The 25,138-nt window shown below is 67.6% G+C and carries 20 protein-coding genes; 10 read left to right on the forward strand and 10 right to left on the reverse strand.

Going from position 1 to position 25,138, the window contains the following annotated elements; genetic code table 11:
- Positions 1-68: 68 nt before the first annotated feature.
- On the reverse strand, positions 69-2,648 hold the full coding sequence (valS, locus tag AC1DVU_RS09110) for a valine--tRNA ligase (RefSeq protein WP_476922116.1): 2,580 nt from the start codon (positions 2,646-2,648) through the stop codon (positions 69-71).
- 78 nt (positions 2,649-2,726) lie between these two features.
- A complete protein-coding gene (locus AC1DVU_RS09115) occupies positions 2,727-4,844 on the reverse strand; it encodes an MMPL family transporter (RefSeq protein ID WP_476922117.1) in 2,118 nt (705 codons plus the stop codon).
- 131 nt (positions 4,845-4,975) lie between these two features.
- Here AC1DVU_RS09115 and AC1DVU_RS09120 point away from each other — a divergent pair, with 131 nt between their 5' ends.
- The 4 genes from AC1DVU_RS09120 to AC1DVU_RS09135 are packed head-to-tail and all read left to right on the forward strand — an operon-like array spanning position 4,976 to position 8,207.
- On the forward strand, positions 4,976-6,313 hold the full coding sequence (locus AC1DVU_RS09120) for a bifunctional folylpolyglutamate synthase/dihydrofolate synthase (protein ID WP_476922118.1): 1,338 nt from the start codon (positions 4,976-4,978) through the stop codon (positions 6,311-6,313).
- A 30-nt stretch (positions 6,314-6,343) separates the two neighbouring features.
- Positions 6,344-6,685 carry a DUF4233 domain-containing protein gene (locus AC1DVU_RS09125; protein ID WP_476922119.1) on the forward strand — a complete coding sequence of 114 codons (342 nt, stop codon included), beginning with the start codon at positions 6,344-6,346 and terminating at the stop codon, positions 6,683-6,685.
- Between the two features lie 39 nt (positions 6,686-6,724).
- Positions 6,725-7,351, forward strand: a complete 627-nt coding sequence (locus AC1DVU_RS09130) for a metallophosphoesterase family protein (RefSeq protein WP_476922120.1) — start codon at positions 6,725-6,727, stop codon at positions 7,349-7,351.
- Between the two features lies 1 nt (position 7,352).
- A complete protein-coding gene (locus AC1DVU_RS09135; RefSeq protein ID WP_476922121.1) occupies positions 7,353-8,207 on the forward strand; it encodes a ParB N-terminal domain-containing protein in 855 nt (284 codons plus the stop codon).
- 6 nt (positions 8,208-8,213) lie between these two features.
- Here AC1DVU_RS09135 and AC1DVU_RS09140 read toward each other — a convergent pair whose 3' ends face one another.
- From AC1DVU_RS09140 to AC1DVU_RS09160, 5 genes are all read right to left on the reverse strand, one after another.
- Positions 8,214-9,377: an ABC transporter ATP-binding protein gene (locus AC1DVU_RS09140; protein ID WP_476922122.1), complete on the reverse strand. Its 1,164-nt coding sequence runs from the start codon at positions 9,375-9,377 to the stop codon at positions 8,214-8,216.
- Between the two features lie 3 nt (positions 9,378-9,380).
- A complete protein-coding gene (locus AC1DVU_RS09145; RefSeq protein ID WP_476922123.1) occupies positions 9,381-10,223 on the reverse strand; it encodes a carbohydrate ABC transporter permease in 843 nt (280 codons plus the stop codon).
- A gap of 1 nt (position 10,224) precedes the next feature.
- The gene (locus AC1DVU_RS09150) at positions 10,225-11,163 is read right to left on the reverse strand and encodes a carbohydrate ABC transporter permease (RefSeq protein WP_476922124.1); all 939 of its coding nucleotides are present in this window, start codon (positions 11,161-11,163) and stop codon (positions 10,225-10,227) included.
- Positions 11,160-12,473 carry an extracellular solute-binding protein gene (locus AC1DVU_RS09155; protein ID WP_476922125.1) on the reverse strand — a complete coding sequence of 438 codons (1,314 nt, stop codon included), beginning with the start codon at positions 12,471-12,473 and terminating at the stop codon, positions 11,160-11,162. The genes AC1DVU_RS09150 and AC1DVU_RS09155 overlap by 4 nt, the downstream gene beginning before the upstream one ends.
- 102 nt (positions 12,474-12,575) lie before the next feature.
- The gene (locus tag AC1DVU_RS09160) at positions 12,576-14,243 is read right to left on the reverse strand and encodes a glycoside hydrolase family 13 protein (protein ID WP_476922126.1); all 1,668 of its coding nucleotides are present in this window, start codon (positions 14,241-14,243) and stop codon (positions 12,576-12,578) included.
- A 105-nt stretch (positions 14,244-14,348) separates the two neighbouring features.
- Between AC1DVU_RS09160 and ndk the strand changes: the two genes are divergently transcribed.
- On the forward strand, positions 14,349-14,756 hold the full coding sequence (ndk, locus tag AC1DVU_RS09165; RefSeq protein WP_476922127.1) for a nucleoside-diphosphate kinase: 408 nt from the start codon (positions 14,349-14,351) through the stop codon (positions 14,754-14,756).
- Positions 14,689-15,447 (forward strand): NADPH-dependent F420 reductase, encoded by a 759-nt coding sequence (locus tag AC1DVU_RS09170; protein ID WP_476922128.1) that lies wholly within the window; start codon positions 14,689-14,691, stop codon positions 15,445-15,447. The genes ndk and AC1DVU_RS09170 overlap by 68 nt, the downstream gene beginning before the upstream one ends.
- On the opposite strand, the gene AC1DVU_RS09175 is transcribed toward AC1DVU_RS09170, so the two are convergent.
- Both AC1DVU_RS09175 and AC1DVU_RS09180 read right to left on the reverse strand, forming a co-directional pair.
- Positions 15,438-16,064, reverse strand: a complete 627-nt coding sequence (locus AC1DVU_RS09175) for a hypothetical protein (protein ID WP_476922129.1) — start codon at positions 16,062-16,064, stop codon at positions 15,438-15,440. The two genes, AC1DVU_RS09170 and AC1DVU_RS09175, sit on opposite strands and share 10 nt — an antisense overlap.
- 99 nt (positions 16,065-16,163) lie before the next feature.
- Positions 16,164-17,111, reverse strand: a complete 948-nt coding sequence (locus AC1DVU_RS09180) for a hypothetical protein (protein WP_476922130.1) — start codon at positions 17,109-17,111, stop codon at positions 16,164-16,166.
- A 261-nt stretch (positions 17,112-17,372) separates the two neighbouring features.
- On the opposite strand from AC1DVU_RS09180, the gene AC1DVU_RS09185 reads away from it, so the two are divergent.
- Complete coding sequence (locus AC1DVU_RS09185) at positions 17,373-19,304, forward strand: TIGR03960 family B12-binding radical SAM protein (protein ID WP_476922131.1); 1,932 nt, start codon at positions 17,373-17,375, stop codon at positions 19,302-19,304.
- A 3-nt stretch (positions 19,305-19,307) separates the two neighbouring features.
- On the opposite strand, the gene AC1DVU_RS09190 is transcribed toward AC1DVU_RS09185, so the two are convergent.
- A complete protein-coding gene (locus tag AC1DVU_RS09190; RefSeq protein WP_476922132.1) occupies positions 19,308-21,443 on the reverse strand; it encodes an MMPL family transporter in 2,136 nt (711 codons plus the stop codon).
- A 205-nt stretch (positions 21,444-21,648) separates the two neighbouring features.
- Here AC1DVU_RS09190 and AC1DVU_RS09195 point away from each other — a divergent pair, with 205 nt between their 5' ends.
- The 3 genes from AC1DVU_RS09195 to AC1DVU_RS09205 all read left to right on the forward strand — a co-directional run bounded on the left by AC1DVU_RS09195 (position 21,649) and on the right by AC1DVU_RS09205 (position 25,098).
- Positions 21,649-21,852, forward strand: a complete 204-nt coding sequence (locus tag AC1DVU_RS09195) for a hypothetical protein (protein ID WP_476922133.1) — start codon at positions 21,649-21,651, stop codon at positions 21,850-21,852.
- 52 nt (positions 21,853-21,904) lie between these two features.
- Positions 21,905-24,772 carry a helix-turn-helix transcriptional regulator gene (locus tag AC1DVU_RS09200; protein ID WP_476922134.1) on the forward strand — a complete coding sequence of 956 codons (2,868 nt, stop codon included), beginning with the start codon at positions 21,905-21,907 and terminating at the stop codon, positions 24,770-24,772.
- A gap of 131 nt (positions 24,773-24,903) precedes the next feature.
- Positions 24,904-25,098 (forward strand): hypothetical protein, encoded by a 195-nt coding sequence (locus AC1DVU_RS09205; RefSeq protein WP_476922135.1) that lies wholly within the window; start codon positions 24,904-24,906, stop codon positions 25,096-25,098.
- Positions 25,099-25,138: the final 40 nt, after the last annotated feature.

Below are 25,138 nucleotides of genomic sequence, written 5' to 3' on the forward strand. Positions count from 1 at the left end.
GAGCGGTGTCGGAGCGAAATGGGCATGCTGAAGCACCCCGCTGGCGCGAGGTGTTCAGGCGGGAGGTGTCAGTCGACGAGCGCGGGCGTCGCCTCGACCGTGAAGCCGTCGACCGCTTCGTCGGCGACGTAGGTCGGCTCCGCCACGACGCGGCCGGCAGCGAGGACGTCCGCGATGGCCAGGCGTACGAGGTCGAGCTTCACCTTGGTGGCACTGATCGTGAGGCTGCTGATCTCGGTCTTCTGGCTGACCTTGGCGATCGATTTCGCACCGCGAATGTCCGCGAGGACCGAGGCCGCTGAGCTCAGGAGCGCGGGATCATGGCTGTCGGTCATGAGGTCGACGTCGTTGTCCGGCCACGCGGCGCGGTGGATCGAGCCCTCCTGCCACCATGACCAGACTTCCTCGGTCACGTAGGGCAGGAACGGTGCCAGCAGGCGCAGCTGGACCGACAGGGCGAGCACGAAGGCGCTCCTGGCGGACCGCCCGGCGGCGTCCTCGCGGCGCGAACGCTCCTTGACGAGCTCGAGGTAGTCGTCGCAGAAGTCCCAGAAGAACTTCTCGGTGACCTCGAGCGCGGTGGCGTAGTCGTAGTCGTCGAAGCGGGCCGTGGCCTCGTCGACGACGAGTCGCAGTCGGCTCAGCATCGCCAGGTCGATCGCCTCGGTCACGCGGGACGGGTCGAGGTCGGCTGCGCCGGCACCCAGTCCGTACGCCTCCTCGGAGGCCAGCACGAACTTGCTCGCGTTGAGGACCTTCATCGCCAGGCGCCGGCCGACCTTCATCTGCGCCTCGTCGAACGGCGAGTCCGCTCCGGGCCGGGCTCCGGCCGCGCGCCAGCGAACGGCGTCGGCCCCGTACTTGTCGAGGATCTCGTCAGGGACGACGACATTGCCCTTGGACTTGCTCATCTTCTTGCGGTCCGGGTCGACCACGAAGCCCGACAGCGCCGCATGGGTCCACGGGGCAACGCCGTGCTCGAGGTGAGCGCGGACGATCGACGAGAAGAGCCAGGTGCGGATGATGTCGTGGCCCTGCGGGCGCAGGTCCATCGGGAACGTCCGGGCGAAGAGGTCGGGGTCGCGCTCCCAGCCGCAGATGATCTGGGGAGTCAGGGACGACGTCGCCCAGGTGTCGAGGACGTCGGGGTCGGCCAGGAAGCCTCCGGGCTCGCCGCGTTGCGACTCGGTGAATCCCGGCGGGACCTCTGAGGACGGGTCGACCGGCAGGCTCGCCTCGTCGGCGAAGATCGGGTCGTCGTAGTCGGGTTCGCCGTCGGCATCGAGCCGGTACCAGACCGGGAACGGGATGCCGAAGAAGCGCTGGCGCGAGACCAGCCAGTCGCCGTTGAGGCCCTCGATCCAGTTGGTCAGGCGCGACTGCATGTAGGCGGGCACCCAGTCGATCTCGCCGCCGCGCGCGACGAGCTTCTGGCGCAGGTCGGCGTCGCGACCGCCGTTGGTGATGTACCACTGGCGGGTCGACACGATCTCGAGCGGCTTGTCGCCGCGCTCGTAGAAGTTGGCCATCCGCTGAGTCGGGGTCGGCTCGCCGTCGAGGTCGCCGCTGTCACGCAGCGCCGCGACGACTGCTTCGCGTGCGGAGAACGTGGTCTTGCCCGCGATCTCCTCGTAGCGGGCGACGCCGTCGCCGGTGACCCAGGCCGGCGTCTCGCGCAGGACGCGGCCGTCGCGACCGATGATCGTACGGTTGGGCAGCTGCAGCTCGCGCCACCACTGGACGTCGGTGAGGTCACCGAACGTGCAGGACATGACGATGCCGGAGCCCTTCTCGGGGTCGGCCAGCGCGTGCGCGACGACCGGCACCTCGACGCCGTAGAGCGGCGACGTCACGGTCGTGCCGAACAGCGGCCGATAGCGCTCGTCGTCAGGGTGGGCGATCAGCGCGACGCAGGCTGCGATGAGCTCGGGCCGGGTGGTCTCGATGATGACGGGGGAGTCGGTGCCGTGGAACGCAACCCGGTGATAGGCGCCGGGGTACTCCCGCGCCTCGAGCTCAGCCTGCGCGACCGCGGTCTGGTAGGTCACGTCCCACAGCGTCGGCGCGTCCTGCTGGTATGCCTCGCCGCGGGCCACGTTGCGCAGGAAGGCGCGCTGCGACACGACCTGGGACTCGTCGCCGATCGTCGTGTACTGCTGCGACCAGTCGACGCTGAGGCCCAGCGTGCGCCACAGCTGCTCGAAGACCTTCTCGTCCTCCTCGACCAGCTCGTTGCACAGCTCGACGAAGTTGCGCCGGCTGACCGGCACCTGCCTCTTGGCGTCGGGCTGCTCAGGCGGCGTGAAGTCGGCGTCGTACGGCAGCGAGGGGTCGCAACGCACGCCGTAGAAGTTCTGGACCCGGCGCTCGGTCGGCAGGCCGTTGTCGTCCCACCCCATGGGGTAGAAGACCTCTTTGCCGCGCATCCGCTGGTAGCGCGCGATGAGGTCGGTGTGGGTGTAGGAGAACACGTGGCCGACGTGCAGCGAGCCCGAGACGGTCGGCGGGGGAGTGTCGATCGAGAAGATCTCCTCGCGGGTCTTCGTACGATCGAACGTGTAGGTGCCCGCCTCAGCCCAGCGGGCGGACCAGGTGGCCTCGAGGCCTTCGAGGACGGGCTTCTCCGGGACTGTGTTCACAGCAGGCAAGTCTAGGTGCGGGGGACCAGCGGCAAAGCAGCGGCGTCGCGGGCCACCGTGGTGACCCGCGACGCCGAATGCGTGGACCTAGGCGTCCGTCCTGGCGTAGGCGATGTCGTCGCCGGGCTGGCTGACCGGGACGTCTTCCTTCTCGGCCAGCTTGCTGGGCCACCAGATGTGGCGACCGATGTCCAGGTTGAGCGCCGTCACGAGCACCGAACGCACGATGATCGTGTCGAGCAGGACGCCGACCGCCACCACGAACCCGAGCTCGGCCAGGAACACCACCGGGATCGAGCCGAGCGCCGCGAACGTGCCGGCAAGGACAAGACCCGCAGAGGTGATGACTCCGCCTGTGGCCCCGAGGCCGATCAGGGAACCGCGCCGGGTGCCGAACCTCAACGATTCTTCTCGGACTCGCGTCATGAGGAAGATGTTGTAGTCGATGCCCAACGCCACCAGGAACACGAAGGCGAACAGCGGGAAGGACGAGTCCGCACCGGCGAAGTCGAACACGTGCTTGAACACGAGTGCGCCGATGCCCATGGCTGCGCCGAAGGACAGCACCACCGTGACGAGCAGGATCAGCGGCGCCGCGAGAGCCCTCAGGAGGACGGCCAGGATGAGGAACACGGCGATCAGGACGATCGGGATGATCAGCTTGTTGTCCGCGGCCGAGGCTTCCTGCACGTCCTTGTTGATCGCGGTGTTGCCGCCGACCAACGCGTCGGCACCGGGCACCTTGTGCACCGCGTCCTGAACCCGGTCGACGGTGTCGAACGCCTCCGTGGAGTCCGGTGACGACGTCAGCGTGCCCTCGAGATAGGCGACGCCCTTGGCATTGCCCTTGACCTCGACGCTGCTCGGGTCGATGCCCTTGACCGACGAGAACGCCGCCTTGACGGCATCCGCCTGGTCCGCGTTGGCGATCACGGCGACGGGCGATCCCGCACCGCCGTCGTAGTGCTTGGTCAGCACCTTGTCGGCGGTGATGGACGGCTCGGTCTTGGTGAAGCTCTGCTCGTTGGTCAGCCCGTTCGCGTCGAGCTGGAAGATGCCGAGCGAGAACGCGCCAAGGACCATGGCGGTCGCGATCCACACGAACCGTGGCTTCTTGGCGATGCCACGACCAACCCGGCCCCAGATGCCGGACTCGTTGCGCTCCGGATCACCGAAGTGGGGGATGAAGGGCCAGAACACCCAACGGCCGAAGATCACGAGCAGTGCCGGGAGCAGGACCATCATCATGATCAGCGCCACGACGATGCCGGCCGCGGTGACCGGGCCGAGGCTGCTGGTGGAGTTCATCTGGGCGAACATCAGGCAGAGCAGGCCGATGATGACCGTCGCGCCGCTGGCAATGATCGCCGGACCGGCACGGTGCAGCGCGTGCGCCATCGCCTCGTGACGGTCGGCGTAGTGCCGCAGCTCCTCGCGGTAGCGGGCCACGAGCAGCAGGGCGTAGTCGATGCCCGCGCCCAGCGTCAGGATGCTGAGGATCGCTGCGCTCTGGCCGTTGACGGTGAGCCCGAAGCCCTTGGCCAGCACGTAGACGAAGCCCTGGGCCGTCAGGACGCTGGCGACACCGCAGAACAACGGGATCAGCCAGAGCACCGGGCTGCGGTAGGTCAGAAGCAGCAGGACGACGACCACACCGAGGGCAGAGATCAGCAGGATGCCGTCGATGCCGGCGAAGGCCTCGGCCTGGTCGGCGCCGAGTGCCGCGGGACCGGCGATCTTGACGTCGAGTCCTCCGGCGTCCTTCTCCGCGACCTTGCGGATGTCCTTGACGGCGTCCGGGAGCTTGTCCCAGCCGTCTTCGTCCATCTGGATCGTGGGGATGACCTGCAGCGCCTTGCCGTCCTTGGACGGAATCGGGCCGACCACGTCGTCCCTGACCAGCTTGACCTTGGCGAATGCCGCGACATCGGCCTCAGCCTTGGCCATGTCGGCAGGTGTGATGCCCGAGTCGCGGACGTAGAGCACGACTGCGGGGGCGCTGTCCGGGTCGGAGAACGCTGCGGACTTCTCGATGGCCTTGGTGGACTCGGCGTCGCCGGGCAGCCAGGCGGCGATGTCGTTCTCCTGGACGCCGGTGAGCTTGGCTCCCAGCATGGCCATGCCCATGATGATGATCAGTGAGGCGACCAAAGTGACCCATTTGGCCCAGCGGTGGGCGATCCAGCCCGCGATCTGGCGGTTCATGCGATTCTCCTCGGGTGAGCGTCCGATCGGGACGCGAGACACGTTGACTACATCATGTCCTAATGCAATGACAGAAACGCCATCGGTGGCAACCCTGAGCCGCCCCTGATGCCCTGCCACAATGGGTGACGATGACACCCACCTACGCGGAGGTCGAGCGCGCGCTCCTCGGCCGGTGGCCCGAGACACGTCTCGAGCCGTCCCTTGACCGGATCACTGCCGTCTGCCGTTTGCTGGGGGACCCCCAGCGGGCCTACCCGGTCATCCACCTCACGGGAACCAACGGCAAGACGTCCACCAGCCGTATGGTCGACGCGCTGCTGCGCGCCCTCGACCTGAGGACCGGGCGCTTCACGAGCCCGCACCTGCAGTCCATGACCGAGCGGATCTGCCTCGACGGCGTGCCGCTGTCGCAGGAGCTGTTCGTCGACGCGTTCGCGGACGTCGCGGCATACGCCCAGATCGTCGACGACTCGTCGGAGCACCCGCTGTCGTTCTTCGAGATGATCACCGCGATGGCCTTCGCGGCGTTCGCCGATGCCCCCGTCGATGCCGCGATCATCGAGGTCGGCATGGGCGGGTCGTGGGATGCGACGAATGTCGCCGACGGGCAGGTCTCGATCATCACGCCGATCGGCATCGACCACGCGCGCTATCTCGGCGACCGTCCCGAAATCATCGCGGTCGAGAAGGCCGGCATCATCAAGCCCGGCTCGCACGTCGTCGTCGCCGAGCAGGAGGACGCCGTCATGGATGTCCTCATGCGGCGAGCGGTCGATGTCGGCGCGATCGCGTTGCGCGAAGGCGTGGACTTCGGTGTCAACCATCGGGCCACCGCAGTCGGCGGACAACAGATCGACCTCCAGGGTGTCGCCTCCGCTTACTCCGACATCTTCCTGCCGCTCCACGGGGCCCACCAGGCCCACAACGCGGCCTACGCGTTGGCGGCCGTCGAGGCGTTCACCGGCAGCAAGGAGCTCGACCCCGACCTCGTACGTGAGGCGTTTGCACAGGTCGCGTCACCGGGTCGGCTCGAGGTCGTACGGCGCAGCCCCACCGTGCTGCTCGATGCGGCGCACAACCCGCACGGCGCCCAGGCGACGGTCGAGGCCGTGCAGGACGCCTTTACCTTCAGTCCGCTGATCGGCGTCGTCGGCGTCATGGCCGACAAGGACGTCGAGGAGATGCTGCGGACGTTCGAGCCGGTCATGGCCGAGATCGTCTGCACGCAGAACAGCACGCCGCGGTCGATGCCGGCCGTCGAGCTGGCCGAGATCGCCGAGGACATCTTCGGCGCGGAGCGAGTCATCCTCGAGCCGAGGCTCGACGACGCGATCGAGCGTGCGGTGGGCATGGCCGACTCCGCCGAGAGCAACGAGGACGCGATCGGCAGCGGAGGTGTCCTGGTCACCGGATCGGTCGTCACGGTCGGCGAGGCGCGCGTGTTGTTCGGAGGCACGCCGGCATGAGAGGAGTCTGCGCATGAGAGGAGTCTGCGCATGAGAGGCATGTGCGCCGCGATGCTGATGCTCGAGGCCGTCATCCTGGCCCTCGCCGTGCCGGTGATGATCTCGGTCGAGGACGTGAGCAAGCCCTTGGCGTTGGTGTCCGGCCTCGGACTCGCGCTGCTGTGCGTCGTGACCGCGGGCGCGTTGCGGCGCCCGCAGGCGTACCTCGTCGGCCACGCGATCCAGGTCGGCGCTATCGGACTCGGTTTCCTCGTCACGATCATGTTCTTCATCGGAGCGATCTTCGCTGCCTTGTGGTTCGGGGCGTTCTTCGTGGGGAAGCGGATCGAGGAGGACAAGGCCCGCTGGGCCCGCGAGGCCGGCCAAGGCTGAAGGGTGTGACCCAGCGCGACCCGCGCTAGTGTCGAGATCATGGTGCGCGTGCTGGTGGTTGCCGACGAAGAGGTCACCGCGATGTCGTCGCGGGTGCGCGACCTGCGCGTTGACCTCGTGCTCGCAGCCGGTGACCTGCCGTGGAGCTACCTCGAGTCGCTCGTCTCGCTCGTCGACGCCCCGGCGGCCTTCGTGCCCGGCAACCACGATCCGAGCACGGCAGGCGGCAAGGGGCCCAGTGGGCTGATCAACCTGGACGGAAGGGTGCTCACCGTCGGCGGCCTGCGCATCGCCGGTCTTGGCGGATGCGTCCGCTACAACGACGGCGCGCACCAATACACCCAGCGTGAGTACGACCGCCGGGCCCGCCGGCTGCTCAAGGACGCCCGCGGGGGCGCGCCTGTCGACGTACTGCTGACCCATGCACCTCCGCTCGGCCTGGGCGACAAGCCCGATCCCTGCCACGTGGGCATCTCGGCGTTGCACGGGGTCCTCGAGGCCCTGCGTCCGGCCTGGCACTTGCACGGCCACATTCACCCGTACGGCATGCACAAGCCCGACCGGCAGCTCGGACCCACGACGATCCGCAACGTGATCCCGTGGCACGTCGTCGAGATCGAGTCGGCCTCGTCGCCTGCCGTCGCCGGTTCGGGAAGGCGGGACTGACATGGTGCGCGAGTCTGGTTCGGCGCGGGTCGATGCCGAGAGCGACTTCATGCGCGCGAGGCGGCACCAGGTGTTGTCAGGACTGGCAGCCCGCCTGCGCAACGACACCGACGACGTCGTCCAGTCGATGTCGTTCGATGACGTGGTGGAGGCGCTGGGACGGAAGGCTGAGAGCTATCGCGGCACCAAGGTCATACCGCTCGACGCCATTGTCGGATCGGTCGACAAGGTCCGCGACTTCGACCGTCGGTTCCGGCCGACGTCGTTGGTCAGCCGGCAGCGCTGGGAACGGCTGTCCCGCGCCAGCCGGACCGGCGAGGTGATTCCGCCCATCGACGTCTACCAGATCGGCGACTACTACTTCGTGCGCGACGGGCACCACCGCGTCTCCGTCGCCCGCAGCCTCAAGCTCGACGTCATCGAGGCCCACGTGACGGCGATCGAGACGTTCCTGGCGCCGGTCGGCATCGGTGCGCGATCCGATCTCGAGCTGAAGTACTGGCGTCGGCTGATGCTCCAGCGTGTCCCGTTCACGGGCGAGGCCCGCGCCGCAGTCGCCGTCAACAACCCGTTCGACTACGGCGTCATTGCCGAGACCGTCGAGGCCTGGGCGGCCCGTGCGATGCACGCCGAGGGCGCCTACATGGACAAGGCGACGATGGCGGCGCGCTGGTACGCCGAGGAGTTCCAACCGGTCGTCGCGATGATCGAGGACGCGGGGGTCCGCGGCAAGGACGAGCGTCCGGCCGAGGCCTACCTCCGTGTGGCGTGCGAGCGCTATCAGCTCATCCGCGAGCACGAGTGGAACACCGAGGTGATGGAAGCCGTCACCAGCAAGGGCAAGCGCAAGCGCTGACCCGCCCTACAGCCCGACCGTGAGGTTGTCTCCGGTCGACGGGTCGAACAGGTGCATCTTGTCGGTGTCGATGAACAACGTCGCGTCGTCGTCCTCCGTGACCTGGCTGTCGGAGTCCAGCGAGACGACGAGCTGCGTGCGCAACGAGTCGCTGTCGACCTCCCGGGCCAGCTCCTTGAGCTGGCCCTGCACCTCGGCCTCGGCCTCGTAGGGGACATAGGCGTACTGCTGGTCGCCGAGCCACTCCCGGACGTCGATGTGCGCCTTGAACGTACGATCCGTGTCGACCTTGCCGGACTCGATGACTGACACGTCCTCGAAGTGCTCAGGGCGGATGCCGGCCATCAGCAGACCCTTGCCGGCGGTCTTCTCGGCCTTGGCGTCGGGGATCGTGAACTCCCCGAACGGCAGGCTGACCTTGTTGCCCTCGACGGTGGCGGGCAGGAAGTTCATCGRCGGSGAGCCGATGAAGCCGGCGACGAAGAGGTTGACCGGCTGTTCGTATAGCTCCCGAGGTGTCGCGAGCTGCTGCAACACGCCACGTTTCAGGACCGCCACGCGATCGCCCAACGTCATCGCCTCGGTCTGGTCGTGCGTGACGTAGACCGTGGTGATGCCGAGACGCTTCTGCAGACGCGCGATCTCGGTGCGCATCTGACCGCGGAGCTTGGCGTCGAGGTTGGACAGCGGCTCGTCGAACAAGAACGCCTTGGCCTCGCGCACGATCGCGCGACCCATCGCGACGCGCTGGCGCTGGCCACCCGACAGGTTGCCGGGCTTGCGCTGCAGGTGCTCGTCGAGGTCGAGGGTCTTGCTCGCGTCGCGGACCTTGGCGTCGATCTCCTTCTCCTTCATCTTCTGGAGACGGAGCGGGAACGCGATGTTCTCGTAGACCGTGAGGTGCGGGTAGAGCGCGTAGTTCTGGAACACCATCGACAGGTTGCGGTCGCGCGGCGCCAGGTCGTTGACCTTCTGGCCGCCGATCACCATGTCGCCGGACGTGATGTCCTCCAGGCCGACGATCATCCGCAACAGGGTCGACTTCCCGCACCCCGACGGTCCGACCAGGATCATGAACTCACCGTCGGCGACGTCGATGCTGACGTCATTGACGGCCGGGAAGCCGTCGCCGTACTTCTTGACGATGTTTTTCATCTCAATGGCAGCCATGGATCAACCCTTCACTGCGCCGGCGGTCAGGCCGGCGACGATCTTGCGCTGGAAGAACAGGACGAGAACGATGATCGGGACCGTGGCGACCACGGCGCCCGCGGCCAGCAACGACGCCGGCCGGTTGAACGGGTCGGCCCCGACGAAGAACGACAGGGCAGCGGGGATGGGGCGGGCGTTCTCCGTCGACGTCAGCGAGATGCCGAAGACGAAGTCGTTCCACGCGAAGAAGAACGTCAGGATTGCCGCGGTGAACACGCCGGGAGCGGCGAGCGGAACGATGACCTTGCGGAACGCCTGCCACGACGTGGCGCCGTCGACCTGGGCCGCCTGCTCCATCTCCCACGGGATCTCGCGAAAGAACGCCGACAGGGTCCAGATCGCCAGCGGCAGCGTGAACGACATGTAGGGGATGATGAGGCCCGGCCAGGTGTCGTAGATGCCGAACGTGCGCCACATGTCGAACAGCGGACCGACCAGCGACACGACCGGGAACATCGCGATCACCAACGCCGTGGTCAATACGAACTTCTTGCCCTTGAACTCCAGGCGCGCGATCGCGTATGCCGCCAGGGTCGCCAGGATCACGGAGAGCGCCGTGGCGATGAGCGAGATGCCGATCGAGTTGATGATCGCTCGCCGGAACTGGTCGTCGTCGAGCACGTCCTTGTAGTTCTGCCACCCGGCGCCGCTGCCGTCGGCCGGGAAGAAGCCAGGGCTGCCGTTGGTGACGGCCTCCTGGGACTTGAACGACAGGGAGACGATCCAGGCGACCGGAAGCAGGCACCAGAGGAGGATGAAGACGACACCGATCGCCGTGAGGATGCGGCTGGGAAGATCCTTCATCTCAGTCCTCCTGTCGAGCGGCCGACAGGTCGACCTTGAAGAGCTTGACGATCACGAATGCCACGACCAGCACCGAAAGGAACAACAACACTGAGAGCGCTGAGCCGATGCCCAGCTGGAACTGCTCGATCACCTGCCGATAGGTCAGGAACGAGATCGATTCGGTCTTGTTGGCACCGGCGGTCATGACGAAGATGTTGTCGAAGATCCGGTAGGCGTCGAGGGCTCGGAAGAGGACAGCGACCATGATCGCGGCCCGCATGTTGGGCAGGATGACCTTGTAGAGCCGTTGGAACCACGTCGCGCCGTCGACCTTGGCGGCCTCGAGCATGTCCTCGGAGACCTGGGCGAGGCCGGCCAGCAGCAGCAGCGACATGAACGGCGTCGTCTTCCAGATCTCGGAGGCCATGATCGCGATGAGCGACGAGTACCGCTCGGAGAACCAGTCGAAGTCGCTGTCGACGAACGGCAGCCAGCCGTTGACGAAGCCATTCTTGTAGGAGAACGCGAACTGCCACGCGAAGCCCGAGACCACCGTGATCACGCCGTAGGGGATCAGGATCGAGGTGCGGATCGTGCCGCGGGCGAAGATCACCTTGTGCATGACCATCGCGAACGCGAAGCCGATGACGAGCTCAAATGTCACGGTGATGATCATGATCGCGACGGTGGTGAGAGTGTCGCGCCAGAACAGCGAGTCGCCCAGGGCGGTGGCGTAGTTCTGGAACCACACGAACTCCTTGTCGTCCGGTGCCGTGAGGGAGTAGTCGAACATCGACAGGTAGAGCGCCCGCAGCATCGGGAACGCCGTGACGACCAGCATCAGGATGACGGCCGGCGCCACCAGCTTGCGTGCGAGCGAGGTCTCGGCCCGGGCTCGGTCGGAGTCGGCTGCCGGAGGTGCCTCGTCCGGAGCCGCCGTCTGAACGTAGGTGCTCACAGCAGCGCCTTTCCCTCGAGGATTGCTGACAGGAACGAGGCGGACTTCTCGGGTGTGCCCGGTCCGACCGAGTTGGGGGAGTGCCACCTCGACTGGATCGCGCTCGAGATCTGGCTGTAGAACGCGCTCTTGGGCCGCGGGCCGCCGGTGTCGATGCTGTCCCGGAACAACGTCAGGAGGTCCGGGGGAAAGAGCTCCTTCACGGCTGAGTCGTCGTACACCGACTCGCGCGTCGGCGCAAAGCTGTCGTTCACCGCGAGCGCGGCCTGCGCTTCATCACTGGTGACGCAGAGCGCCGCTTCCTGGGCAAACTTCGGATGCTTGGTGTAGGCGCCGACACCGATGTCGATGCCACCGATCGGCGGCTTGGACTCCTCGCCCTCCACCGTCTGTGGGTAGCGGACCCAGCCGAGGTCCTCGAACGCCTTCTCGTCCTTGGGGCCGCCCGGCTTGCCGATCAGTCCTTTGTAGTTGCCGTAGACGAAGGTCCAGTTGGTCATGAACTCGCCGGGACCCTCCGGGGGAAACATCTGCCCGAGGCTGGTGCCCTCGTTGGAGGTGGTGAAGTCAGGCTGAGCGGCGGGGGAGTTGGCGAGCTTCTTGATGACCGCCGCGGCGTCCTTGCCCGCCGCGGAGTCGATCGTGACCTTGGCGTCGCGCCCCTTCTCAACAGTCGAGGGGTCGAGGATGTTGCCGCCGGCTCCCTGGATGAGCGCGTTGATCCACACGACGTAGGCCTCGTACTTGTTGGCCTGGACGCCGACTGTGCCGTCGTTGTCGGCGGCCGCATCGATGACCTGGTCCCAGGTGACCGGCTTGGTCATGTCAAGCCCGGCCTTCTCGGCGAGGGACTTCCGGTACCAGAGCACCTGGGTGTTGGCCCACTGCGGGGCGGCGACCACTTCGTCGTCCCACTGCACGATGTCAGCAGGGGCATCCAGCACGCCTTCGAGGACTCGATCGCCAACCTCGCCCTCGAAGGGCAGGAGCCACTTGGCGTTGGCGAACTCCGGCACGAAGACCGGGTCGAGGCTCATCAGGTCCGTCGAGCTGTCCTTGGCGGCCAGACGACGCGCGAGCTGCGTGCGCTGGTCAGTCGCACTGGCGGGAAGCAGCTGGATCTTGATGTTGTACTTGTCGGTGCTGCAGTCCTTGGCCAGCTTGTTGAGCGTGTCCTGACCGTCTGGGTTGATGTACCAGTTGAGCGACGCCTTGCCGCCGCTTCCACCACCGCAGGCAGCGAGGACACTCGCGGACAAGGTCGCCGCGGCAATGCCTGCGACGACTCGACGAATCGGACGTACGGCCATTCCTCCCCCAACCTCGGCCCCTCAACGGACTCACACGTGATGCGGGTCACAGGGACGCATCGAACGTAACCGCCTCCCCGGAGGAGCGCAACCGGGAGAGATTCAGCCCGCGAGCCAGACCGTCTCATCGGTGCCGAGAGAAGCCCCCGGCTCGAGCGGCTGGCTCGACGCCAAGACCCTCGCGCCCTCGGGGATCGCAACCGGAATGTCGCCGAGGTTGGCCAGGACCGTCACCCGATCGTCGCCCGATGTCACCGTGAACGCGAGGACGAAGTCGGGAAACTCGTCGAGCCAGGCGAGCGTGCCTCGCCCGAGCCGCAGCTCCTGACGTACGGCGAGCAGCGTCCGGTAGAGCTCGAGGGTGGACCCGGCGACGTGTCGCTGCCGGTCGGCCGCGAGCACGCCGTACTCCACGGGCTGGGGGAGCCAGGACTGGTCGCCGGGGCCGAATCCGTACGACGGCACGCCGCCCTCCCACGGCACCGGCACGCGACAGCCGTCACGCCCCGTGGACTCACCGCCCGTACGGGCGAAGGTCGGGTCCTGGCGTGCTTCGTCGGGCAGACGGGTCGCCTCCGGGAGGCCCAGCTCCTCGCCCTGGAACAGGTAGGCCGAGCCCGGCAGCGCCAGCATCACGGCGGTCGCGGCACGGGCGCGACGCAGGCCGAGAGCGGCGTCGGGCTGGGGGTCGTCGGCGCCGATGCCCTCGATCTTCTGCAGGCCAGGTGTCTGTGGATAGCCGAGCCGGGTCGCGTGGCGTACGACGTCGTGGTTGGACAGCACCCAGGTCTGTGGCGCCCCGACGGCCGCGGCCTGCGCGAGCGAGTGGGTGATGGTCTTGCGCTGGTCCTCAACCAGCCACGGGGTCATGAGGTACTCGAAGTTGAACGACTGGTGGAGCTCGTCCTCTCGGATGTACTTCGCGAGTGACTCCGCCGGCAGGACCCATGCCTCGGCGCACAGGATGCGGTCGGCGTCCTGGCCCTCCATGGCGTACGAGTCGGTGATCCGGCGCCAGCTGCGATAGATGTCGTGGACGCCGGGCTGGTCCCACATCGGCGCCAGGCTGGTCTCATCGGCATGTCGGTCGTGGCTCAGGTCGGCGTCGGGCAGGCCGTCGGCCTTGACCAGCCCGTGGGCGACGTCGATCCGGAAGCCGTCGACCCCGCGATCGAGCCAGAATCGCAGGACGTCCTCGAGCTCGGCGCACACCTCCGGGTTGGTCCAGTCGAAGTCGGGCTGGGTGGTGTCGAACAGGTGCAGGTACCACTGGCCGGGGGACCCATCGGGCTCCGTGACCCGGGTCCACGCAGGTCCGCCGAACAGGCTCTGCCAGTTGTTGGGCGCCAGCTCCCCGCTGTCACGGCCGTCCCGGAAGATGTAGCGGGCGCGTTCGGGGCTGCCGGGCGGTGATGCCAGAGCTGCCCGGAACCAGGCGTGCTCGTCCGACGAGTGGTTGGGGACGATGTCCACGATGACCCGCAGCCCGAGTTGGTGCGCGCGCGCCATGAGCGCGTCGAACGCGGCGAGGTCACCGAAGACCGGGTCCACATCGCGGTAGTCGGCGACGTCGTAGCCGGCGTCGTGCTGGGGCGATGTGTAGAAGGGCGAGAGCCAGACGGCGTCGACGCCGAGGTCCGCCAGGTGGGGGAGCCGTGCGGTGATGCCCGGCAGGTCGCCGATCCCGTCGCCGTTCGAGTCGGCCCACGACCGCGGGTAGACCTGGTAGATCACCGCGTCGCGCCACCACTGCTCGCTCAAGCCGGTCATGTCCGCCTCCCTACGGGTGCCTGACTGGCGCCCGCACACAACGTACGCAGGCACCCGAACCGGCGTCCACGTCGGGCGTACGACGGCGCAGGATAGGTTTTGGCCATGTCGCAACGCACCCTCGTCCTGATCAAGCCCGACGCCGTACGCCGCGGCCTGACCGGCCAGATCCTGTCCCGGTTCGAGGCCAAGGGCCTCACGATCGTCGCGCTGGAGCAGCGGACGATCGACGCCGCCCAGGCCGATGCCCACTACGCCGAGCACGTCGACCAGCCGTGGTACCCGCCGCTGCGCGAGTTCGCGATCTCCGGTCCGCTGGTCGCGCTCGTCCTCGAGGGCGACGAGGCGATCGCGGTCGTACGCCTGCTCAATGGCGTCACCGACGGCCGGCAGGCCGCACCTGGCACGATCCGCGGGGACCTGTCGCTGTCCAACCGCGAGAACCTTGTGCACGCCTCGGACTCCGAGGACTCGGCCAAGCGCGAGATCGCGCTCTGGTTCCCCCACCTCTGAGCACCGCGGTGGCTACGCTCGAGCCATGAGCGCGATCGGGATCCTCGGTACGGGCATGGTGGGGCGGGCATTCGCACGCCGATTGTCAGGTCTCGGCCAGGACGTCCTGGTCGGGGCTCGGTCTGCCGACTCCGAGAGCCTCGCGCCGTTCGGCGAGCTCGACGTCCGCACGGGCTCGTTCGCCGACGCCGCCGCGCACGCAGACCTGCTCGTCAACGCCACCAACGGGATCAACTCACTGAGCGTCCTGGAGTCGATCGGCGCCGATGTGCTGTCCGGCAAGACGGTCGTTGACCTCTCCAACGAGCTCGACCCCAACCGCGCCGGGCCGCCCTGGCTCGCCGCTCCGGATCGCTCGATCGGCCGGCGGCTGCAGGAGTCGTTCCCCGAGACGTACGTCGTGAAGTCGCTCAACACCATGAACTGCGACGTCATGGTCGACCCGTCGATCGTCCCCGGCGACCATGTGGTCTTCCTCAGCGGCAACGACGAGGCGGCGAAGTCGCGGGTGCGGGAGTTCCTGGCGCTCCTCGGCTGGCGGGACGTCCAGATGATCGACCTCGGCGGCATCGAGACCGCGGTGATGACCGAGATGATGATGCCGGTCTGGATCGGTCTGATGTCGGCCCGTGGCGGGCACGACTTCCACTACAACTGGATCATCAGCCCACCCGGGGCCGCTCAGGTGTAGGTCGGCGGCCGCAGGTGGTGCTCGACCTCGTGGAACTGCCCGCGTACGTCCTCCGGCAGCCAGATCACGTGGTTGGAGACCGAGGCCAGGTCGACGTCCTCCTGCAGGGTCACGACGTCCACGACCTGCCGCGGGAAGTCACGCTCGCGGTCCTCGAACTCCAGCAGTGACACGCGAACCGTGACGCCGAACGGGTTGGGGTTGACCAGGCCGATGCCCCAGAACTCCTCGGGTATGTCGGTCGCCTTCTGCTCGAGGTCGATCATGACGCTGCGCGTGTCCTGCTCGAGCGCGGGGTGGTCGAGCTCCTCGACGGCGGCGAGCTCGACGTGCACGCCGCGGACCTGACGGCTCCCCGGGCCGTCGAAACGCAGGATGTCGCGCAGCGATCCACCCGCGGGCAACAGCGGACCGCCCCGATGTGAACCGTGCACCGTCTGCGTCACGACGTTCGGCAGCTCCCGCCCGTACACGTCGAGCGGGGTGAAGGCCAGCGTCGGCACGACCGAGACGTCGGTGTGGTTCTCCACCGTCAGGACCTGGTCGGGCCCGCCGTCGGTGGCGACGGGCACGTACTTGAGGGAGAACGGGCGTTGCTGGCGGGGTTTGCGTCTCACACACCGAGCCTAGGCCGTGGGCTTGCCCAGCTTCTCCCAGGTTGCGACGGATCTTCATGCGTTCGTGCTGTTGTGACGACGCGAACGCATGAAGATCCGTCAACGTTCGACTCGTCGTCGGGCGAACCCCCTGCGTTTGTGTTGCTGGAGCGCCCACAACGCATGGAGATCGGGCTCGGGCCCGGTCCATCCGCACGCTTTGGCCATGCGGAAGAGCTGATCGGCGACGGCGGCTTGCTCATGCCTGATGGCGTACGACGAGAAGATCAGCAGGCGCTCTCCGCCGATGACGATCTCATTGGCGCGAAGCAGATCTGCATCCCATTGGCGAACCGCGTGATGGGGGATGCCGTGGATCTCTGCGGACATACCGAGCGACTCCCAAGTGGCATCGAGGTAGTAGCGCCCGTCCTTGCCGCGTATGCGCCGCTGACGCGTCGGCCGTGGCAAGCCGGCTGACCGCCACAGCGCGTCGAAGTCGCGTTCCGGCAAGGACTGGACTCCGCCAGCGGCATCCAGGACCGACTCGACAATCAGACCGCGCCGCTTGCACGGTCCGCGGCGGGTCAGCGCATCGCGCATCCGGGAGGTGTTGACGAGCCCTTGCTGCAGTGCGGCGATGACCGCGGCCCGCGCGTAACGGTCGTTGTCGCACCAGCTCGCAAGATCGATGACGCTGCGGGCAACACGGGTGCGCCGCGGCTCCTGCAACGGATGGACGTCGGCACTGGTGAGCTCGGTGCTCTCGTGGACGACGAGTCCCTCCCAGGACGGTGCTCGCCCTCCAGCTGGGATCACGACGTGGATTCGGTCGGCGGTGAAACCGTCCATTTCGTGCGCTTCCAGCGCCGTCGGCCCGGCCAGTGCTGATCGCGGCGGAGCGGACGCGAGAGCGACTGCCCATGCCTCCTCGCCAGTGAGCGGCCCGTTGTGCGTGACGATCACGCCCCGGCATGGTCGTTGCCAGATCCCACGGGCGACCCGGTGGCGGACGACTCCGGCGCCGTAGTCGGCGTTGGCCGCGGCGACTCTCATGACGCTCTTCATGAGCGAACGCTCGCTGTCGTCGACCTGTGGGCGCACCCGCTGTCATACGCGTTGTGGATCGGCGCACGCCTCGGCAGATCTGTGGATGTTCACGGACCTCCATGCGTTCTGGCTGCCCGGACGACGCAAACGCATGAAGATCGGTCGACCGGACCAGTGAACTACCTGCGTTCGTGTTGCCGGGACGACGCAAAGGCATGAAGATCCGTCCCACAGCACGACGTTTTCGCGCCGTGGCACGAAGCGCCTAACCTAGAGGGCATGTCCGTCGAGTCAGTCTTCCCGCGCCTGGAACCCTTGCTGCCCTCCGTCGGCAAGCCGATTCAGTACGTCGGCGGCGAGCTCAACGCGACGAGCAAGGAGTGGGACTCGGCGCAGGTGCGCTGGGCGCTCATGTATCCCGACGCGTACGAGGTCGGGCTGCCCAACCAGGGTGTCCAGATCCTCTACGAAGTCCTCAACGAGCGCGACTGGATCCTTGCCGAGCGCACGTACGCCGTCTTCTCCGACATGGAGAAGGTCATGCGTGACAACGACATCCCGCAGTTCACGGTCGACGCGCACCGTCCGGTCAAGGCGTTCGACCTGTTCGGCATCTCGTTCTCGACCGAGCTCGGCTACACCAACATGCTGACGGCGCTCGACCTGGCGGGCATCCCGCTGCACGCCGTCGATCGCGGCGACGACGACCCGATCGTGATCGCCGGCGGCCACTCGGCGTTCAACCCCGAGCCGATCGCCGACTTCCTCGACGCTGCCGTGCTCGGCGACGGCGAGGAGATCGTGCTCGCAATCAGCGAGGTCGTCCGCGAGTGGAAGGACGAGGGGCGTCCCGGCGGACGCGACGAGGTCCTCATGCGCCTCGCGAAGTCAGGCGGCGTCTACGTCCCGAAGTTCTACGACGTCAGCTACCTGCCCGACGGCCGCATCCAGCGCGTCGTGCCCAACCGCCACGGTGTCCCGTGGCGCATTGCCAAGCACACGTTGATGGACCTCGACTCCTGGCCGTACCCCAAGAACCCGCTCGTGCCGCTCGCCGAGACGGTGCACGAGCGCTTCAGCGTCGAGATCTTCCGTGGCTGCACGCGTGGCTGCCGCTTCTGCCAGGCCGGCATGATCACGCGGCCCGTGCGTGAGCGCTCGATCGAGGGCATCGGTGCGATGGTGCAGAACGGCCTCGACAAGACCGGCTTCGAGGAGGTCGGCCTGCTGAGCCTCTCGAGCGCCGACCACACCGAGATCGGCGAGGTCGCCAAGCAGCTCGGCGACCGCTACGAGGGCACCAACACCTCGCTGTCGCTGCCCTCGACCCGCGTCGACGCGTTCAACATCACGCTGGCCAACGAGTTCAGCCGCAACGGCCGCCGCTCGGGCCTGACGTTCGCCCCCGAGGGCGGCAGCGAGCGCCTCCGCAAGGTCATCAACAAGATGGTGACCGAGGACGACCTCATCCGTACGGTCGCCGCGGCCTATTCGCACGGCTGGCGCCAGGTCAAGCTCTACTTCATGTGCGGCCTGCCGACCGAGACCGACGACGACGTCATGCAGATCGGCGAGCTCGCCAAGCGGGTCATCCAGACCGGTCGCGAGGTCTCGGGCCGCCATGACATCCGCTGCACGGTCTCGATCGGTGGCTTCGTGCCCAAGCCGCACACTCCGTTCCAGTGGGCCTCACAGCTCGACCACGAGACCACCGACGAGCGGCTCAAGAAGCTGCGCGACGCGGTGCGAGCCGACAAGAAGTACGGCAAGGCGATCGGCTTCCGCTATCACGACGGCAAGCCCGGCACGATCGAAGGACTCCTGTCGCGCGGTGACCGACGCGTCGGCCGCGTCATCGAGGCCGTGTGGCGTGACGGCGGACGCTTCGACGGCTGGAGCGAGCACTTCTCGTACGACCGGTGGGCCGACAAGACCGCCGAGGCGCTGGCCGACGAGCCGGTCGACCTCGACTGGTACACCGTCCGCGAGCGCGAGTACGCCGAGGTGCTCCCTTGGGACCACCTCGACGCCGGTCTTGACCGCGACTGGCTGTGGGAGGACTGGCAGGACTCGCTCAACCCCGACGGCGCGCTCGAGGTCGAGGACTGCCGCTGGACGCCCTGCTTCGACTGCGGCGTGTGCCCGCAGATGGACACCGAGATCCAGATCGGCCCGACCGGCAAGACGCTGCTGCCGCTGACTGTCGTCTGACAGTCACCTCACTGGCACGGAGACCTCGTCCTCGGGTTCCTTCCGCGGCGCCAACGGTGATGGCTCGACGAACAGCAGCTTTGCCAGCCAGCCCGGCAGCCACCAGTTCCACCGGCCGAGCACGCTGACGAGCGCCGGCACGAGCAACGCGCGTACGAGCGTGGCGTCGATCAGGATGCCGACGCCGAGCGCCGTGCCCAGCACCTTGACGTCGACCCCCGGTGACGAGGCGAGTGCGGCGAAGGCGAAGAACAGGATCAACGCTGCTGACGTGACGAGCCTGCCGGTGCGACCGAGCCCGGTGACCACGGCGGCACCGGTGTCACCCGTGGTGTCGTACTCCTCGCGCATGCGCGCCAGGATGAAGACCTCGTAGTCCATCGACAGCCCGAACAGGAACGCGAAGATCAGGACCGGCAGCCAGAACGTGATCGCGCCGGTGGGGGCGACGTCGAAGATCGCCTCCGACCCGTGGCCCAGCTGCCAGAAGAACACGACGCAGCCGAACACCGCCGCCATCGAGATCAGGTTGAGGATCACCGCCTTGATCGGCAGCAGCAGCGACCGGAAAGTCCGCACGAGCAGGACGAAGGTGATGAACGCGATGAGCGCCAGGACGTACGGGAACCGGTCGTAGACCGCGGAAAAGTAGTCCTGCACCGTGGCGCCGGCGCCGGTCACCCCGACCGACCCGTCGGCGGCGTCCTCCGCGGCATCCCGGACGCCGTCGACCACGGCGTTGGCCGAGCTGTCGACCGTCTCCTTGGTCGGGATCACGTCGACGACTGCCTGGCCGTCGTTCCTGCCTCCGACGACGGCCATCTGAACGCCGTCGACATTGCTCGTGGCCTCGGCGACGGCATCGGCGTCGTCGGCGTCCACCAGCACCTCGATCGGCGTGAGGACGCCCGTGCCGATGTTGGCGTCCCGCAGCATGGTGAGTGCCTCGAAGGGGCGACCGCTCTTGGCCAGCGATTCCACGCTGGCCTGGCCGATCTTGAGGCTCAGCACCGGGAAGATCAGCAGGGCCAGCACCGCGACCGCCGTGAGGGTCGCCACGATGCGATGACGGACGATCAGGCGGGACCAGTTCGACCAGCCTCGCGACGCTACCCCTTCGTGGCGGATCCGGGGCCAGTCGATCTTGGGTCCGAAGCTCGACAGGAGCGCCGGCAGCAGGGTCAGCACCACGGCGACGCTCACGACCGGGATGAGCATGCCGCCGATGCCCATGCTCCGCAGGAACGGGACAGGTACGACGATCAGCGCGACCAAGCTGATCGCCACCGTGACGCCCGAAGCCATCACGGCGTGGCCGGCGGTCTTCATCGCGATGACAACCGCCTCCTCGTTGTCGTGGCCGTGCGCGCGTTCCTCACGCCATCGCGAGACGACGAGCAGCGAGTAGTCGATCGCGACGCCCAGGCCGATCAGCGCGATCAGGAACTGCACGACGAAGCTCACGTCGCTGAACGTCGTCAACAGCAGGACCAGGGTGAATGTCGTCAGGATCGACACCGCGGCGATCGCCATCGGCAGGAACGCCAACAGCGATGCGAACACGAACAGCAGGACCAGCAGAGCGCCGGTTGCCCCCAGCAGCGTCTCGACCAGGACGCTGGGCCCTTCGGTCTCCCCACCGGCCGACAGCAGGCCGTACGACGTGAGGCCGCTCTCATAGCCAGAGTTGGCTGCGGCCTTCTCGAGGGCAGGTTCGAGCTGTCTCTCGATGCCCGCCCCGAACGACGTGGGCAGCGGCCCCTGGAACAGCGCGTACGTCGTCCGGCTGTCCTCGCCGACGAATCCCGGGTCGCTCGTGCTCGCGAAGTCGACGATCCGGGTGTTGGGCACCGCGTCGTGAGCCTCCTTGAACACCGCGGCGACCTTGTCCTTGCTGCCTTCGACGGTTTCGCCCGCCGGGAGCTTCACGACGGCGATGTAGGTGTCGAACGAGCTGACGCCGAACTCCTTGACGAGCTTTTCCTCCGCCTTGTCGCCCGGTTGTCCGGGCAGCGAGAAGTCGACGGTGAGCCGGTCGCCGAGCTGGGACGCGCTGAATCCGCCGACGAACAGCATGACGATCCAGAACACGCTGACGACGATGCGGTGGTGCATGACGAGCCGAGTGAGACGCTCCACGATGAACTCCAGATCAGGAGGCAGCAGTGACGTGGACGCGGAGCCCGGAGCGCGCACTTCTCTGCAAAGTATGTGAGACGGTTTCGGGCCGTCAATAGTCCTCCTGAGCTGCTGGTCAGGCCCGAAGATAGGGCATCTGTCCGATGTGGCGACCCCACCTTAGAAATCACGATGGAGTCATCGAGATTCAAAAGGAGTGGTCATCATGACTGCATCGGACTACGTCGAGTACGCGCTCTACCAGCAGCACGAGCAGGAGATGAACCTCCGCAACGAGCGCCGTCGCGTCGCCCTGGAGCGCCAGGGCGTACGTTTCGCAGCTCGCCGGGCGCGGTCCCCGCGTGGGCTGTCCTACGTCGTCCGCCACCGGCTGTCGGAGCTGTTCACGGACGCTCCTGCACGTGGCTGAAAGGCACGCTGGACGCAGCGGATCTGTCGGCGGGAGGTGGCACGATGAGGTCGTGCACCTCCCGCCCTCCAGCTCCGCTCTGATCGGCCGCGCAGCCGACCTCCGCGAGCTCGACGCGCTCTACGCGCAGGTCGTGGCGGGCGAGCCGAGGGCTGTCGTGGTTGCGGGCGAAGCCGGCATCGGCAAGAGTCGACTGCTGGCCGAGTTCACCGCCCGGTCGGCCGACTCGGCCCGTGTCCTGCACGGGCAGTGCGTCGACCTCGGCGAGGTCGCGACGCCATACGCACCCATCACGGCGGTCCTGCGCGAGCTCGTCGCCCAGGTGGGCACCGACCGCGTGCTCGAGGCCGCCGGGCCGGGCTGGGACACGATCGGCGTGCTGCTCCCCGAGCTCAGCGACCATGTCACCGGCGGGGCCAGCGAGAACCGCCTGCACGAAGGCGTTGCGCTCCTGCTGGAGCACTTCGCCCGTGAACGCCCCGTGATCATCGTGATCGAGGATCTTCACTGGGCCGACGAGGCGACCCTCACGGTGCTGCGATTCCTGCTCCGGGCCGTCGCCTCGGGTCCGATCATGATCGTGCTGAGCTACCGCAGCGACGACGTCCATCGAGGCCATCCGTTGCGGGTCTTCCTGACCGAGGTCGAGCGCGGTCGCCGGGCCAAGCGCCTCGAGCTGCGCCGGCTGACGCGTGCCCAGGTGCGCAAGCAGGCCCAGTCGATCCTGGGGCGCACGCCAGACTTCGACCTCGTCGAGAGCGTCTTCGAGCGCAGCGAGGGTGTGCCGTTCTTCGTCGAGGAGCTCGTGGGATGCGAGGACTCAGTCCTCCCCGAGACGCTCCGTGACGTCCTGCTGGCCCGCTACGAGCGGCTCGACGACGCGACCCAGTACTTCCTCCGGGTCGTCTCCGCGGGTGGACAGCGCGTCGAGCACGAGCTCGTCGAGGAGGTCTTCGATCGCGGCGCCGAACAGATCGACGCCGCGGCTCGTGCGGCGGTCGTCGCCAACGTCCTGGTGGTCGACGACAGCGCCTACACGTTCCGGCACGCGCTCGTGCGCGAGGCCGTGCACGGCGACCTGCTGCCGGGGGAGCGCTCCCGCTTCCACGCGCGATACGCCCAAGTGCTCGCCGATCGCGAGAAGCCCGGCGACATCACGGAGATCGCCTACCACTGGCACTCCGCCAACAACCACGACAAGGCATTCCCCGCCACGATCGCTGCGATGCGCAGTGCCGCGCACGCCTACGCGTACGCCACAGCCGCTCAGATGGGGGAGCGTGCCCTCGAGATCTGGGATGCGATCGATGACGCCGAGACCGTCGCCGGCATGCCGCGATCCAAGCTGATGGGCAAGGTCGCCGCCTACCTGCACGCGGCGGGCGAACCCGAACGTGCCCTGGCCACGATCACCTTGGCGATCTCGATCGGTGATGTGCAAGGCCCTGATCTGGCGCGTCACCTGATGCTCAAGGCACAGTGCCTGCACAACATCGCCAAGCTCGGCGCGATCCCGCTGCTCGAGGAAGCCCTCGAGCTGGTGCCGCCAGGTGTCAACGAGTCGTTGAGGGCGACGATCCTCTACCGGCTGGCGGCCCGTCACATGATCGAGGGTGCGCATCACGGCGCCATCGAGATGGCCACGCAGGCGCTGGATCTCGCACTTGAGCTCGGTGACCCAGAAGCAGCATCGGTGGCTTCCAACATCCGCGGCGTGGCGCGGGCTCACGGTGGAGACGTCCAAGGCGGACTCGACGATCTGGAGCGGGCCAAGGAGCTCGCCCAGGGCAACGCTGACGCACTGCTGCGCTTCCGGGTCAACTACTCCGACATGCTCCACCTCCTGGGGCGCTACGACGAGTCCGTCGCGATTGCCGACGAAGGTCTCGATCGCTCACGCGAGCTCGGTGTGGAGCGCACCTCGGGGGCCATCCTCGCCTCGAACATGATCGATCCACTGTTCGCCCGCGGTGAGTGGGAGCGCGCGACGCGCCTGCTCGACCGCGTGATCGCGCTGTCGCCACCGCTGACGTTCCGGGTCTACCTGCTGCAGTCCAAGGTCTGGTCGACGATGTGGCGCGGCGAGCTCGAGGCGGCCGAGCGGATGTTCAAGCACTGGAGCCCGCACATGATCGCGCTGGCCGAGGTGGAGGTCCAGACCCGGCTCCAGTACGTCCGACTGGCCGGTGAGCTCGCACTCTCACAAGGCGACGCGGCCACGGCCTGGAGCCACCTGTCGCAGGTGATTGAGGACGGCTTCCACTCGCAGCCGGGCCACGCGCTCCTGATCTACGCCCAGGCCGCTCGCGCACTGGCACGACTGCGGGCCGACGGCGACACCCACGTCGACCTCGACGACGCCGAGAAGCGGCTCCGCGCGCGGCTGGAGACCGACTCGTTCTGGCCGACGACTGGTCAGTGGGCCGCGGTGGTCGACGCCGAGCTCGGTGGCCCGTCTCGCGCCGGCGACGGCCCCGCGGAGTGGCAGCACGCGCTGGAGCGAGCCGAGGTGCTCCCCGCGCAGGTCCGCCCCTACCTGCTGCTGAGGCTTGCCATGGCTCAGCACGCCGCTGGGTCACGCTCCGAGTCGGTCGCCACGTTGCACGAGACGATCGAGGCCGCCAACGCGCTCGGCGCCGGGCTGATGACGGGGGAAGCGCGGGCCTTCGCCGAGCGGGCCGGGCTGTCGCTCGGCGGGCCGGCAGGGCGCCACGAGACCGGGTCGGTCGAGCTCACCGCGCGCGAACAGCAGGTGCTCGACCTGATCACCGAGGGGCTCACCAACCGGCAGATCGGCGAGCGACTGTTCATCAGCGTCAAGACCGCGAGCGTCCACGTGTCGGCGATCCTGCGCAAGCTCGGCGCGTCGAGCCGCACCGAGGCGGCCATGATCGCCGAGCGCACCACCATTCGCGTCTAGGTAGGTCTGAGGTACCTCAGACATACCTAGGGCGAGAACCGCCCTGGAAGTTAAGGCATCCGTCCGATGTGGGAGGGCCACCTCAGCGACGAATGTAGGTCATGTCGAAAGCTCCAGAAAGGGAGTCCATCATGATCACCGACTACATCGCACAGGTCGACAACCAGCAGCACGAGCGTGAGCTCGTCGAGACGCTCGAGCGTCGCCGCGTCGCAGCCGAGCGTGTCGCTCGCCGCTTCGACGGTGATCGCCTGGCCGTCATCGCGCACCTGGCCCGCACCGCGCGCGCCACCCGCGCCGTGGCCGCCCGCCCMGTCGCCTGCTGAACCCGCCCAACCCGCGGCCCGCGGCATCGAGAGAGTCTCG

This window comes from Aeromicrobium sp. P2_G6 (assembly GCF_056403535.1).